This is a genomic window from Sphingopyxis sp. QXT-31 (assembly GCF_001984035.1).
Classification (GTDB): domain Bacteria; phylum Pseudomonadota; class Alphaproteobacteria; order Sphingomonadales; family Sphingomonadaceae; genus Sphingopyxis.
This window is the reverse complement of record NZ_CP019449.1, coordinates 4,199,531-4,212,329: the sequence shown is the minus strand read 5'-3', so window position 1 is coordinate 4,212,329 and position 12,799 is coordinate 4,199,531. Positions and strand designations below refer to the sequence as shown.

Below are 12,799 nucleotides of genomic sequence, written 5' to 3'. Positions count from 1 at the left end.
AAATCTTCGCGTATCCGGGCGCGGTCGCGGCCCGACATTATGGCGTCCCTTTGAGCGGGCGCCGCGCGCAGCGTCAAGGGCGCCGCGCCGAACCGATCAGGTCATGAAGGCGGTGATGGCGAGGCAGGTCGAAACCCCGGTGATGATGTTGAGCGGCACCCCGATCTTGACGAAATCGACGAAGCGATAATCGCCCGCGGCATAGACGATGGTGTTCGTCTGATAACCGATCGGCGTCGCGAAACAGGCCGAGGCGCCGATCATCAGCGCGATCACCAGCGGACGCGGATCGACCCCGAGCTCGGCGGCGATCGCCAGCGTCACCGGGGTCATCAGCGCCGCGACCGCATTGTTGCTGAGCAGTTCGGAGAGGATCAGCGCGAAAAAATAGATGCCGAAGACGAGCACCCACATCGGCTGCCCCGCCAGCGAAGGCTCGACCCAGCCCACCATCATCGCGACCGCGCCGCTCGCCTCGAGCGCGAGACCGACCGCGAGCATCGCGAAGATCAGGATCAGCACGTCGCCGTCGATCGTCCCCCAGGCCTCTTCGCTGTCGATGCAACGGGTGACGAGGATGACCCCAATCGCGATGATCGCCGCGACCCCGATCGACATCACGTCGAAGGCCGCGAGCGTGACCACGCTCAGCATGCACAGGATGGCGATCCACGCCTTGCGGCGGCGGAAGGCGCGGACCTTGGCGAGGTCGGCGCCGATCAGGTGCGGATTGTCGCGCAGCGCCTCGACCTCGCGCGGGCCGCCCGCGACCAGCAGACGGTCGGCAGGACGGATACGCACGCTCGCGAGGTCGGGGCCCGGCTGGTGCGCCGGCCGGTCGAGCCCGATGATGCGCGCACGGACCCGCTGGAGGAAAGGAATGTCGATCAGCCGCTGGCCGATCGCCGGATGGTTCGACGCGATCATCGTCTCGACCACCAAATCTTCCTCAGCAGGCTCGCCGCTGCCGATGCCGAGGCGGAACCGCCCCTGTTCGCGCCACGTCATCAGCGTCGCGCCGTCGACGCGCAGGACGAGCCGGTCGCCCGGCGCTAGCACCCAATTCTCGAGCTCGGCGCCATGGACCACCGCCGAGCCGCGACGGATACCGACGACCTGCCCCGTCCGCGGCAGGTCGCGAAAGGCCTCGACGGTCATGCCGACCAGATCGTCCTCGTCTGCCAGCACCAATTCGGTCAGATATTGGTGCGAATCGTGCGTACCCGCGGGGCCGGTCACCGGCCTGTCCGAGGGCAGCAGCCACCACATCAGCGCGAGCCCGATCATCCCCGACGCCGCGGTGACCAGCCCTATGGGCGTGATCTCGAAAATGCCGAAACGCTCCATGCCCGCTTCGCGCACGATGCCGTCTACGACGAGGTTGGTCGAGGTGCCGATCAAGGTCAACGTCCCGCCAAGGACCGCGGCAATCGACAGCGGCATCAGCAATTTCTTCGCGCTGACTCCCGTCACCTCGGCGAGCTTGATCATGATCGGCAGCAACACGACGACGACCGGCGTGTTATTGAGAAAGGCCGACGCGACGACCGCGCCGAGCAGCACCTCGACGATCGCGAGCCGCGGATGTTTCTCGGCGCGCGCCATGATCAGATCGGCAACCCGCTGGATCACCCCGGTGCGAATCAGCGCGCCGGACAGCACGAACATCGCGCCGATGACGATCGGCGCCGAGTTCGAGAACACGGAGTATAATCCCTTGTCGTCGAGAATGCCGAGCGCGAGATAGGTACAGGCGCCGAGGATCGCGATCACCGTCGCGGGCAGCCGCTCCATCAGAAAACCGACGAACATGACGCCCAGGATCGCGAGCGAAATAACCGCCTGATGCGCCGCGATAAAAGCCCGGATAGTCTCGATCACGTCAGCCGTTCTGCGCCCGGTGCAGCAATTTATGGTCGGCGAGGACGAGCGCCATCATCGCCTCGGCCACCGGCGCGCCGCGGATGCCGACGCAGGGATCGTGGCGGCCCTTGGTGACGATGTCGGCCGCCTCGCCCGCCTTGTTGATCGTCGGCACCGGGGTGAGGATCGAGCTGGTCGGCTTGAAGGCGACGCGCACCACCACCGGCTGGCCGGTCGAAATGCCGCCCGCGATGCCGCCGGCGTTGTTCGACAGGAAGTCGGGACGGTTGCTGCCGTCGCTCGCGGGGCGCATCGGATCGGCGTTCTCTTCGCCGCGAAGCCGCGCCGCCTGGAAACCGGCGCCGATCTCGACTCCCTTCACCGCATTGATCCCCATCATCGCGGCGGCGAGGTCGCTGTCGAGCTTGGCATAGATCGGCGCGCCCCAACCGGCGGGCACCCCGCTCGCGGCGCATTCGATCACCGCACCCAGCGAACTGCCCGCCTTGCGCGCGGCGTCCATCAGCCCTTCCCAGCGCTGCGCCGCGGCGGGATCGGGACAGAAGAAGGGATTGCGATCGATCTCTTCGAGGTCGAAGTTCGCGGGGTCGATCGCATCGCCGCCGATCTCGGAGACCCAGGCGTGGATCTGCACCTCGGGAATGATCAGCCGCGCGACCCCGCCCGCGGCGACGCGCGCGGCGGTCTCGCGCGCGCTCGACCGGCCGCCGCCGCGATAGTCGCGGATGCCATATTTCGCGTCATAAGCGTAATCGGCGTGGCCGGGGCGATAGGCCTGTGCGATATCGCCATAATCCTTCGAGCGCTGGTCGACATTGTCGATCATCAGGCTGATCGGCGTGCCCGTGGTCTTGCCCTCGAACACCCCCGATAGGACGCGCACCTGGTCGGGCTCCTGCCGCTGCGTCGTGTGGCGCGACTGGCCGGGGCGGCGCTTGTCCAGGAAAGGCTGGATATCGCCCTCGCTCAGCGACAACCGCGGCGGGCAACCGTCGACCACCGCGCCGAGCGCGGGCCCATGGCTTTCCCCCCAGGTCGTGAAGCGAAACACGCGTCCGAAACTGTTGAAACTCACTGGCGCGGCGTCCTGTCCATGAACTCGATCCGGTTGCCGAAGGGATCTTCGGTGAAAAAACGATAGCGCCCATCGACCGGACTATCGTCCTGCGTCGCATGCCCCGCCGCCTCGATGCGCGCGCGCAAGGCATCGAGCGTATCGGTCGTGAGCGCGACATGCGCCTTTTTCGCCGGGCGGAAATCCTGTTCGGCGCCGAGATGCAGCTGGCGCTCTCCAAGCTGGAACCAGCAGCCGCCGCGCGCCGCCATGTCGGCGGGCTTGGGCAGCTCGACAAGGCCGAGGAGATCGCCGAAAAAGCCGCGCGCCCGCGCCTCGCCGCCCACGGGAATGGCGACCTGGACATGATCGAGAGCGAGGTCGGACGTCACGCGAGCGCGATGTCCGGCGCGTCTTCCTGTTTCATGCCGATCGTATGGTAGCCGGCATCGACATGATGCGTCTCGCCGGTGACCCCGCTCGCGAGATCGCTCAGCAGGTACAGCGCCGAACCGCCGACATCGTCGATCGTGACATTGCGGCGCAGCGGGGCGTTATATTCGTTCCATTTCAGGATCAGGCGGAAATCGCCGATGCCCGACGCCGCCAGCGTCTTGATCGGCCCGGCCGAGATCGCGTTCACGCGCACCCCCTGCGGGCCGTAATCGTTGGCGAGATATTTGACGCTGGTCTCCAGCGCCGACTTGGCCACGCCCATGACGTTGTAATGCGGGATCACCTTCTCGGCGCCATAATAGCTCAAGGTCAGCAGCGAGCCGCCGCCCTTGCCCGTCTCTGGATCGTAGGGCGTCATCATCTGCGACGCGCGCTGCGCCACCGCGGTGAAGCTGTAGACGCTGATATTCATCGTCATCAAAAAGTCGTCAAGCGTCACATCGGCATAATGGCCGCGCAGCGCCTCCTTATTGGTGTAGCCGATCGCGTGCACGACGAAGTCGATCGTCGGCCAGCGCGCGCCGAGCGTCGCGAAGGCGGCGTCGAGGTTCGCCATGTCGGACACGTCGCAGTCGATCAGGAAATCGCAGCCGAGCTGATCGGCGAGCGGCTTCACCCGCTTCAGCATCACCTCACCCTGGTACGAAATCGCCAGCTCGGCTCCCGCGCCGTGCAGCGCCTTGGCGATGCCCCAGGCGAGCGACTTGTCGTTCGCCAGCCCCATAATCAACCCGCGTTTGCCCGTCATCAGACCCGTCATTTTGTGTCTCCGGTCTTTCCAATCATCACGTCGTCGACGCGCCCAATAGCGTCGTGGCCCAAATCCTCAACCTCGACGAGCGCGGCATTGAGTTCGGCGCCCATCACCATACCCAATCCGACGAGGTAGAAAAAGAAGAGCGCGACCATCACACCCGCAAGGCTGCCATAGGTTGCGTCATAGCTGAGCAGGCTGGCGAGCAACGGCGGCAGCGCCAGCGTGACCGCAATCCACCACAAAGTCGTGAACAGCGCGCCCGGCCATTTGGGGAATTGTTTGCGGCGGTATTTCGACGGGGTAAGGCTGTAGAAGAGCATGTAGATCGCCACGAACAGCCCGAAGCCCGATACCCCGCGCGACAGCAGGACGATACCGAAGGACTGGATTTCCTCGGGCAGGAAGCGCGTCACGAATTCCTCGATGCCGACGATCAGCACCTGCATGCTGAACGACAGCAGCATCAGCACCACCGCGCCGGTGATGATCCCGATCGACAGCAATCGGTAGTGAAAGAAACCCTTCGAAAAATGCGTGCCATAGGCGCGGCGGAGGATATCGCGCACCGTCTCGATCAGGCTCCCCACCGTCCACAGCGCGACAAGCGCCCCGAGCCACAGGAAGATGCCGGTGCGCGCGGACATCACCTCGCGGATCGGGCCCGACAGCGCCTTTGCGACGGTCGGCGGCATGGTCGAGAAGACCGCCTCGATCGCCGCTTCGCCGCCGACACTGCCGCCGAAGATCGACAACGCCGCAGCGAGCAGGATGAAGAAGGGAAAGAGCGCGATCAACGCCAGATAGGCGAGGTTGCCCGCATGGATGAAGCCGTCGGTATAGGTGCCAACGACGACGCGGCGGACGATCCTGAACGCGCGCGTACCGGGGCCGAGCGATTCGCGGCCGCGGTGGATCAGCCCCTCGGCGCGCGCGCGCAGTTTGACGCGCTTGGCGCGTTCGGCGCGCGCCTCGGGCGAGTGCGGCGAATGGCCCTCGGCGGCGAATTGCTGGGTGACCTCTTCGGCGACCTCGCGCTCGATCGCGGCGACCGCCGCCTTGTCGCCGCGTTCAGCCACGCATCACACGCCGAGGTCCGCGCGCACGGCCCGCGAATCGCTCCATTCGCCGACGAATTTTTCCAGGGCCGCATCGCCCGCGGGAATGTCGATCATCAGCCGTACCAGCTGGTCGCCGCGTCCGCCGCTCTTCTGGCTGAAGCCCTTGCCCTTGAGTCGCATGACCTTGCCCGAGGTCGATCCCGCGGGAACCGACAGCATCACCGGGCCATCGACCGTCGGCACCTTGATCTTCGCGCCCTTGACGGCCTCGTTCAGCGTCACGGGCAGGTCGAGACGGATGTTGGCGCCCTCGCGGACAAAGAAGGGATGGTCCTTGACGCTGATCGTCACGATGCCGTCGCCGTTGCCGCCGGGGCCCGGCTGGCCCTTGCCCGCCAGGCGCATCTGCGTCCCGGTCTCGACCCCGGCGGGGAGCTTGAGGTCGATCGTGCCGCCGTCGGCGAGCGTGATCCGCTGCGGCGCCTGCGTCGCGGCATCGACGAAGGATACGCCCAGGCGATAGGCGACATTGGCGCCCTTCGGCGGCGGCGCCGCGCGCCCGCCGAAGCCGCCGAAGGGCCCGCCGCCGCCCGCTCCGCCGCGCCCGCCGAACAGCCCTTCGAAGATGTCGCCGAAGTCGCTGCTTTCGTTGCCGAAGCCGCCGAAGCCGCCCGCCTGCCCGCGCGGGTCACCGCGAAACCCGCCGCCGCCATAGCCGAAGGGCATCGCCGGATTGCCCTCGGCATCGATCTCGCCGCGGTCGAACTGGCCGCGCTTGGTCTTGTCGGAGAGCAGGTCATAGGCCTTGGTGACGTCGGAGAACTTCTCCGACGCCTTCGGATTGTCCTTGTTCTTGTCGGGGTGCAATTCCTTGGCGAGCTTGCGGTACGCGGATTTGATCTCCGCTTCGCTCGCGCTCTTCGCGACGCCGAGGGTGGAATAGGGATCTGCCATGTTTCTTCTGTGCCCGATAAGAGGATGGCCGGAAAGGCCCATGTGCGGGCAGCATGTGGTAACGGGGTGAAGGGGGGTCAAGTTCCGACCTGCCCGTCATCCCGGTGAAGGCCGGGATGACGATGTTGCTCGACCCTTTAATGACCGCGCACTAAGAGACGCGCATGACGACCGATCCCTTCGCCCTCTTCGACAGCTGGTTCGCCGAAGCCCGGACCAGCGAGCCCAATGACGCCAACGCAATGGCGCTCGCCACGACCACCCCCGACGGCCATCCGTCGCTGCGCATGGTGCTGCTGAAGGGCCACGGCCCCGACGGCTTTGTCTTCTACACCAACCTCGACAGCCGCAAGGGTGGCGAACTGGCGGCCAACCCGCATGTCGCCTTGCTCTTCCACTGGAAATCGCTCCGCCGCCAGATCCGCATCGAGGGGCCGGTGAGCCCGGTCGACGACACCACCGCCGACGCCTATTTCGCGACGCGCGGCCGCGACAGCCAGCTCGGCGCCTGGGCGAGCGACCAGTCGCGCCCGCTGGACAGCCGCGCGACCTTCGAAGCGCGCTTCGCCGAAATGCAGGCGCGCTTCGAGGGGCGGGACGTGCCGCGCCCGCCGCGCTGGTCAGGCTGGCGCGCCACTCCCGAGCGCATCGAGTTCTGGCAGGACCGCGAGCACCGCCTCCACGAGCGTAACCTCTTCGTCCGCGACGGCGAAAACTGGTCGAAAGGTCACCTCTATCCATGAGCTGGCGCCGCTTCCCGATCACCCAGGTCGATGCCTTTGCCGACCGCCCCTTCGCGGGCAATCCCGCCGCGGTGATGCCGCTCGACGAATGGCTCGCCGACGACGTGCTGCAGGCGATCGCCGCCGAGAACAACCTCGCCGAGACCGCCTTCCTGATCCCCGACGAAAGCGGCGACGCCGATTATGAGCTGCGCTGGTTTACTCCCGGGGTCGAAGTCGCGCTCTGCGGCCATGCGACGCTCGCGAGCGGGCATGTTTTGCTGAGCGCCGCGCCGTGGCGCGACGACATGCGCTTTCGAACCCGCAAGGCGGGCATCCTCCGCGTCGCGCGCGACGGCGACGACGGTTACAAGATGGCGCTCCCTGCCTATCCCGCCGCGCACAAGCCGCTGCCCGACATCGCCAAGGCGATGGGCGGGGCGCCGGTCGAAACGCTGTGGCACGACGGCGGTTATGCGCTGATCGTCTATGCCGACGCGGCGAGCATCCGCGCGCTCGACCCCGACCTGCGCGCGCTGTCGGCCGGGGGCGACATCCTCACTATCGCGACCGCCCCGGGCGGCGGCGACCCGTCGGGCGCCGATGTCGTCAGCCGCTGCTTCGCCCCCGGCGCGGGGATCGACGAGGATCCCGTGACCGGCTCGGCGCACAGCGTGCTGACGCCCTATTGGTCCGCCCGCCTCGGCCGCGACCGTTTCGCTGCCTATCAGGCCAGCAAGCGCGGCGGCCATGTCGGCTGCCGCGCGGACGGCGCGATGGTCGAGCTCAGCGGGACGTGCGTGACGACGCTGGTGGGCGAGTTCCTGCTCTAGGGTTTGGTTGCGGGACAAAGGTCGGCTTTGAGGTGGGGAGCTGCCCTTATGCGTACCCCGGCGAAAGCCGGGGCCCATGAGGACAAGGCGGCGTTGGCCATCTGGGCCCCGGCTTTCGCTGGGGAGCACAAAGGTTGATTTCCCAACCTGCGTCATCCCGGACTTGATCCGGGGTCCCACTCTTCAACCTCGCCAAGTGGGACCCCGGATCAAGTCCGGGGTGACGATGCTATAAATGTCGGGTTTCGCTCGAAAGCAGACACCAATCGCCTCACAGCGCCGCGGTCAAATCCGCCAGATGCCGGCGCAGTTCGGGAAACTGGTCGTCGTCGGTCACCCCCAGCCGCACGATCGTCACCCGCTGCGACGGCGAAACGATGATATACTGCCCCTGGTGCCCGATGCAGGCGAAGAGGTCGTTCGGCCCGCGATCGGGCCACAGGCTGGGCGTAACACCGCGCGGCCGCGTGCGGTTGAGCCAGATATGCCCGCCATAGCCCGCATCCTTCGCCGACGGCTTCAGCATGAAATCCATCCAGCTTTCGGGCAGAAGCCGCTGGCCGTTCACCACGCCATGGTTGCGCAGAAATTCGCCGAACCTGGCATAGTCGCGCGCGGTCGCGTGCATGATCGATCCGCCGATCATCGTCCCCGCCGCGTCGAATTCGGGGGTCAAGCTGGTCATGCCGAGCGGTTCCGCCAGCCGTCCCGAAATGAACTCGCGCATCGCCTCGCGCCGCGCCTCGGGGCTTTTCGACGGGGTCAGCGTGTCGGCCAATATGTCCGCCAGGATCACGCTCGTCGCCGAGCTATAGTTGAAAACCTCGCCCGGCTGCGCCGCCGCGGGCTTGGCCTCGGCAAAACCGGCCATGTCGGGCGCCCCACCGCCGAAGAGCATCGCGACCGTGTCGCCCTCCCAGATCGGATCGCCATTCTCGACATGCTCGAGCCCCGAGGACATGTGGAGCAGGTCGGCGAGCGTGATCGCGCCGCGCGGGTCGCCGCTGCGTTGCCACGCCGCGACCGGCGCGGGGGCGTCGAGCGACAATTGGCCGTCGGAGACCATGATCCCGGTCAGCACCGCGGTGATGCTCTTCGCCATCGACCAGCTGATCATCTTCGTCTCGGGCCCGAAACCCTCGCCATAGCGCTCGTAGATCGGCGCCCCGTCGCGCAGCACATAAAGCGCGCGCGTCTCCCCCACCGCCTCGGCGTCGGCGAACAACGCATCGGCCTTCGCCTTGATCGCCGGGTCGAGCCCAGGGAGCGGCGGCAGCGTATCGACCGCCTTCTCGGACATCGACGTTCCCATTGCTGGCCCCGGCGCGGCGGGTGCGATGCTGCCCTGCCCCGCCGCCTGGCTCAGCGACCAAACCCCGACGAGCCCGAGCACGCCACTTGCCAGCAGGATTTTTTTGGTGATCATGGCGGCGTGACTAACACCGATCCGCCCGTCCCGGCAACGCCCGAGCCAACCCCGGCACCGCTGCCCACCAGCCCGGCGCCGGAAGTGCCCGAGCGGCTGCGCGGCAAAAAGCGGCCGAGCCGCTGGGGCGGCTGTCTGCCGTGGCTGCTGATCGCGCTGGTGATCGGCGGCGGTTACCTGATCTGGAAATTCCCCTCGTTCAAGGCGCAGGCCGAACTCGGCTCGGCCTATGCCGCGCGCGTCGGCTGTTCGTGCCGCTATATCCAGGGGCGCAGCCTCGAAAGCTGCACCACCGACTTTCCGCCGGGCATGGAATTGGTGTCGCTGAGCGAGGATCCCGTGACCAAGACGGTTACCGGCAGCGTCCCCCTGCTCGCTTCGCGCAGCGCGCGCTACGCGGGCGCGAGCGGCTGCCTGCTCAGGCCCGAGGATTGATCATCCGGTCGCCGCGAGGAATTTTTCCATCGCGGCATTCACCGCATCGGGCGCTTCCCAAGTCACGAAATGGCCGCAGCCCGGTACTTTCACGATCGTCGCATTCGGCACGAGTTCTTCCAACCCGTCGAGGTTGCTCGGCGGCAGCGCGACATCGTCGAGCGCCCAGATCACCAAGGTCGGGATTTCCAGTTTCGGGAAGGGCATCGCGGGCGGCTCGACGAAGGGCGCGTCCATCGGCGGCACCTCCATCGGCGAGGCGCGGTACCAGTTGAGCATGCCGAAGCAGGTATCGCGGTTCTCCCACCAGGCGAGCGACCGCGCGACCTCCTCGGGCGGGGTCGGCATGCCCTCGAGCCGCCCCTCGAACGCCTTGGCGAGCACCCCGGCGAGGCCTTGCTCGCGCACGAGCGCGTCGGTCGCGGGGTCGCGGAACATCCGGATATACTGACTAGCCGCGCGCTGCGTGGGATCGGCGTGGAGCAGGCGGCCGAAGATGCCAGGATGCGGGGCATTGGCGATCACTGCGCGCGTCACGCGGCCGGCCCACGCGGGATGCAGCCCGCCGGGCTGGCCACCGAGCGCGACGCCCCAGCTGATCGCTCCGCCCCAGTCGTGCCCGACGATGGTGAAGGTCTCGATCCCCAGCGCATCAGCGAGCGCGAAGACGTCGGCGAACAATTTGTCGGGGGTGTATTCGGCGACGTCCTGCGGCTTCGACGATCCGCAATAGCCGCGCTGGTCGGGCGCGATGCAGCGGAAGCGGCCCGCGAAATGTGGCAGCTGGTGCCGCCAGGTGCGGTGCGATTCGGGAAAGCCGTGGAGGAAGATCAGCACCGGCGCATCGCGAGGACCGATATCGACGACGTCGAGCTCGACTCCGGTCGAAAGCTTCACCCGCTGCTGTTCGAAATCGCCGATCATTTTCCGCTCCATAGGTTGCTTTTCGCAACCTGATGCCGGGGATCGGGACGGCTGGCAAGGGGTGTGATCGAGGGGTCGGTTGTGGGCGGGAGCGGTCGTTCAGATACTGCCAACGCGAAGCGATGGGGAGGTGGCAGCCCGCAGGGCTGACGGAGGGGTTAGCGACGTCAAAAGTCAGCGCTGCGCCGCGAACCCTCCACCACCGCTTCGCGGCGGTCCCCCTCCCCATCGCTGCGCGTGGGGAGGATCTTCAGGGCAGCTCGCCACCCCAAATCCGCCACCATAAAATGGCAAACCTCAAAACGTCGGCGTCAGATTCTCCGCATCCACCGGCAGCGTCTTGAAGATCGGCCATTCGCGCATGTCGCCGCTCTCGCCGTTACAGCGGCTCGAAATTAGCTGTTCGCCGTTCTTCAGCACGATCAGCCCGCCATAGGCGGCCTCGGTCGTACTTCCCTCCTCGGTCATGCCCATGCCCGGCGCCGACCAATTGGCGTAGACGACATAGGAGTAATCGCCGTTCACGAAACGCAGCGTCTGGTCCTCGCCGCGCGGATAGAGTGTGCGGTGGTAATGGACGCGCCCGCTCGCGGCATCGGCGACCATGCGGAGCCCGGCGCGCTGCTTCGTCCCGTAGCGATAGACGAGCGCCCCGCCCTCCTGCGTCACCGTCAGCCTTTTCTTGCCGATCGCGCAGTCGAACACCGGCCCGGGATCGTTGGCTTGCGCCGCCGCCATCGCCAGCGCAAGCAGCAGACTCACGGATAGCTCACTGTCTTGGGCACTTCGGGGATCGGGATGAATTCCTCGCTGTCGCCGGGGACGAGCGGGAATTTTTGCTCCTTCCACTCATGCTTGGCCTCGTTGATGCGGTCGCGCGAGGAACTCACGAAATTCCACCAGACGTGGCGCGGGGTCGAAAAGGCTTCGCCACCGAGCAGCATCACGCGGGCATCGCTGTCGGCGCGCAAGGTCATCGCGTTGCCGGGCTTCAGGATATAGAGGCTGTGGCGGTCGAGCCTTTCGCCGTCGAGGCTGGCGTCGCCGATCGCCACGAGGATCGCGCGCTCGTCGGCTTCGGCCTCGATGGGGATCGTCGCGCCGGCGTTCATCAATATGTCGGCATAGATGGTCGCGCTATGCTGGGTGATCGGCGAGGTCTTGCCCCACAGGCTGCCCATGATCACCCGCGCCGAGACATTGCTGTCCTCGATCAGTGGCAGATCGTCCTTCGCGACATGCTCGAACGCCGGGTCGATCTCTTCCTTGCCGTCGGGCAGCGCGAGCCATGTCTGCATCCCCGAGATCGCCGATCCGGCGGCGCGCTCGGCCGCCGGGGTGCGCTCCGAATGGACGATGCCGCGCCCCGCGGTCATCAGGTTGCACGCCCCCGGCCGGATCGTCGCCAGCGTGCCCAGGCTGTCGCGATGGTCGATCGCCCCCTCGAACAAATAGGTCACCGTCGCGAGGTTGATGTGCGGATGCGGGCGCACGTCCATGCCCGCGCCGATGTCGAAATGCGCCGGACCGAACTGGTCGACGAAGATGAAGGGCCCGACCATCGTCCGCGCTTTGTTCGGCAGCGTCCGCCGCACCTCGAACGCGCCGAGATCATGGGTCGAGGGAGTGATGACGTCCATCGGTCAGTCGAGCCTTTCCAGCGTCTTTCGCGTCTTCTCGGTTTCGATATTGCCGGTGTTTCGCGTCGAGTTCGGTTCGAGCAACAGCACCTGGCATTCGCCGTCCAGCGCTTCGGGGCAATGTTCGGTGCCGTGCGGAACGATGATGAACTCGCCGGGCTCGACGATTACGTCGCGGTCGCGGAACGCCATCTTCATCCGCCCTGCGATGACGAGGAACAACTCGTCTTCTTGCATGTGATGATGCCAGTCGAACTTGCCGGCGAGCTTGACCAGCTTGACCTGGAAATCGTTGATGTCGCCCGCGATGCGCGGGTTCCAGGGATCGTCGAAGCTTGCGAAAGCCTGTGCCAGATTGACCTTGTCGAACATCAGCCTTCGCCCGGCGCCGTCGCGCGGATCGCGAGGGCGTGGACGCGCTGTCCGGGCAGGTCGCCCAAAGCCTTGTTCACCGCACGCTGGCGTGCGACGCGGTTCATGCCCGCGAAGCCCGCCCACTCGATGCTCAGGCTGAAATGCGACTCGCCGCTGCCGTCGTCGCCGGCATGGCCATGATGGCTGGCGCTGTCGTTGCTGAGGGTGAAATTCGCGTCGGGAAACGCCGCCGTCAGCAGCGCTTCCATCTCTTGTTGTACGGGTCCGGGGGTGCTCATGGG

General features: G+C 66.6%; 15 protein-coding genes. 3 read left to right on the top strand and 12 right to left on the bottom strand.

What is annotated here, in order from left to right; genetic code table 11:
* Nucleotides 1-96: 96 nt before the first annotated feature.
* From BWQ93_RS20115 to BWQ93_RS20090, 6 genes are read right to left on the bottom strand one after another with little or no spacing between them, the layout of a single operon-like run.
* A complete protein-coding gene (locus BWQ93_RS20115; protein ID WP_077032576.1) occupies nt 97-1,878 on the bottom strand; it encodes an SLC13 family permease in 1,782 nt (593 codons plus the stop codon).
* A 4-nt stretch (nt 1,879-1,882) separates the two neighbouring features.
* A complete protein-coding gene (gene aroC / locus BWQ93_RS20110) occupies nt 1,883-2,959 on the bottom strand; it encodes a chorismate synthase (protein WP_077032042.1) in 1,077 nt (358 codons plus the stop codon).
* Nucleotides 2,956-3,330, bottom strand: coding sequence for a VOC family protein (locus tag BWQ93_RS20105; RefSeq protein WP_077032041.1), 375 nt, complete (start codon nt 3,328-3,330; stop codon nt 2,956-2,958). Before BWQ93_RS20105 ends, aroC begins: the two co-directional genes overlap by 4 nt.
* A complete protein-coding gene (gene fabI / locus BWQ93_RS20100) occupies nt 3,327-4,154 on the bottom strand; it encodes an enoyl-ACP reductase FabI (RefSeq protein ID WP_077032040.1) in 828 nt (275 codons plus the stop codon). Before fabI ends, BWQ93_RS20105 begins: the two co-directional genes overlap by 4 nt.
* Nucleotides 4,151-5,227 carry a YihY/virulence factor BrkB family protein gene (locus tag BWQ93_RS20095; protein ID WP_077032039.1) on the bottom strand — a complete coding sequence of 359 codons (1,077 nt, stop codon included), beginning with the start codon at nt 5,225-5,227 and terminating at the stop codon, nt 4,151-4,153. The genes fabI and BWQ93_RS20095 overlap by 4 nt, the downstream gene beginning before the upstream one ends.
* A 3-nt stretch (nt 5,228-5,230) precedes the next feature.
* Nucleotides 5,231-6,163 (bottom strand): DnaJ C-terminal domain-containing protein, encoded by a 933-nt coding sequence (locus BWQ93_RS20090; RefSeq protein WP_077032038.1) that lies wholly within the window; start codon nt 6,161-6,163, stop codon nt 5,231-5,233.
* 164 nt (nt 6,164-6,327) lie between these two features.
* Here BWQ93_RS20090 and pdxH point away from each other — a divergent pair, with 164 nt between their 5' ends.
* Nucleotides 6,328-6,906: a pyridoxamine 5'-phosphate oxidase gene (gene pdxH / locus BWQ93_RS20085; protein ID WP_077032037.1), complete on the top strand. Its 579-nt coding sequence runs from the start codon at nt 6,328-6,330 to the stop codon at nt 6,904-6,906.
* A complete protein-coding gene (locus BWQ93_RS20080) occupies nt 6,903-7,718 on the top strand; it encodes a PhzF family phenazine biosynthesis protein (RefSeq protein WP_077032036.1) in 816 nt (271 codons plus the stop codon). Before pdxH ends, BWQ93_RS20080 begins: the two co-directional genes overlap by 4 nt.
* A 271-nt stretch (nt 7,719-7,989) precedes the next feature.
* Here BWQ93_RS20080 and BWQ93_RS20075 read toward each other — a convergent pair whose 3' ends face one another.
* On the bottom strand, nt 7,990-9,144 hold the full coding sequence (locus BWQ93_RS20075; protein WP_077032035.1) for a serine hydrolase domain-containing protein: 1,155 nt from the start codon (nt 9,142-9,144) through the stop codon (nt 7,990-7,992).
* A gap of 6 nt (nt 9,145-9,150) precedes the next feature.
* Here BWQ93_RS20075 and BWQ93_RS20070 point away from each other — a divergent pair, with 6 nt between their 5' ends.
* Nucleotides 9,151-9,579, top strand: a complete 429-nt coding sequence (locus tag BWQ93_RS20070; RefSeq protein ID WP_083721081.1) for a hypothetical protein — start codon at nt 9,151-9,153, stop codon at nt 9,577-9,579.
* Here the strand turns inward: BWQ93_RS20070 and BWQ93_RS20065 are convergent, their stop codons facing one another.
* From BWQ93_RS20065 to BWQ93_RS20045, 5 genes are all read right to left on the bottom strand, one after another.
* Nucleotides 9,580-10,503 (bottom strand): alpha/beta fold hydrolase, encoded by a 924-nt coding sequence (locus BWQ93_RS20065; RefSeq protein ID WP_077032574.1) that lies wholly within the window; start codon nt 10,501-10,503, stop codon nt 9,580-9,582.
* Nucleotides 10,504-10,800: 297 nt separating this feature from the next.
* Nucleotides 10,801-11,265, bottom strand: a complete 465-nt coding sequence (locus BWQ93_RS20060) for a hypothetical protein (RefSeq protein ID WP_077032034.1) — start codon at nt 11,263-11,265, stop codon at nt 10,801-10,803.
* The gene (locus BWQ93_RS20055; RefSeq protein WP_077032033.1) at nt 11,262-12,143 is read right to left on the bottom strand and encodes a pirin family protein; all 882 of its coding nucleotides are present in this window, start codon (nt 12,141-12,143) and stop codon (nt 11,262-11,264) included. The genes BWQ93_RS20060 and BWQ93_RS20055 overlap by 4 nt, the downstream gene beginning before the upstream one ends.
* A gap of 3 nt (nt 12,144-12,146) precedes the next feature.
* Nucleotides 12,147-12,515, bottom strand: a complete 369-nt coding sequence (locus BWQ93_RS20050) for a cupin domain-containing protein (RefSeq protein WP_077032032.1) — start codon at nt 12,513-12,515, stop codon at nt 12,147-12,149.
* Entirely contained in the window at nt 12,515-12,796 is a 282-nt protein-coding gene (locus BWQ93_RS20045; RefSeq protein WP_232314687.1) for a BolA family protein, read from the bottom strand. Before BWQ93_RS20045 ends, BWQ93_RS20050 begins: the two co-directional genes overlap by 1 nt.
* Between the last annotated feature and the right edge of the window lie 3 nt (nt 12,797-12,799).

What these genes read in the sequence shown, in the direction of transcription:
- fabI (WP_077032040.1), bottom strand. Translation starts at nt 4,154, where the DNA reads ATGACGGGTCTGATGACGGGCAAACGCGGGTTGATTATGGGGCTGGCG.
- BWQ93_RS20090 (WP_077032038.1), bottom strand. Translation starts at nt 6,163, where the DNA reads ATGGCAGATCCCTATTCCACCCTCGGCGTCGCGAAGAGCGCGAGCGAA.
- pdxH (WP_077032037.1), top strand. Translation starts at nt 6,328, where the DNA reads ATGACGACCGATCCCTTCGCCCTCTTCGACAGCTGGTTCGCCGAAGCC.
- BWQ93_RS20080 (WP_077032036.1), top strand. Translation starts at nt 6,903, where the DNA reads ATGAGCTGGCGCCGCTTCCCGATCACCCAGGTCGATGCCTTTGCCGAC.
- BWQ93_RS20075 (WP_077032035.1), bottom strand. Translation starts at nt 9,144, where the DNA reads ATGATCACCAAAAAAATCCTGCTGGCAAGTGGCGTGCTCGGGCTCGTC.
- BWQ93_RS20065 (WP_077032574.1), bottom strand. Translation starts at nt 10,503, where the DNA reads ATGATCGGCGATTTCGAACAGCAGCGGGTGAAGCTTTCGACCGGAGTC.
- BWQ93_RS20055 (WP_077032033.1), bottom strand. Translation starts at nt 12,143, where the DNA reads ATGGACGTCATCACTCCCTCGACCCATGATCTCGGCGCGTTCGAGGTG.
- BWQ93_RS20050 (WP_077032032.1), bottom strand. Translation starts at nt 12,515, where the DNA reads ATGTTCGACAAGGTCAATCTGGCACAGGCTTTCGCAAGCTTCGACGAT.
- BWQ93_RS20045 (WP_232314687.1), bottom strand. Translation starts at nt 12,796, where the DNA reads ATGAGCACCCCCGGACCCGTACAACAAGAGATGGAAGCGCTGCTGACG.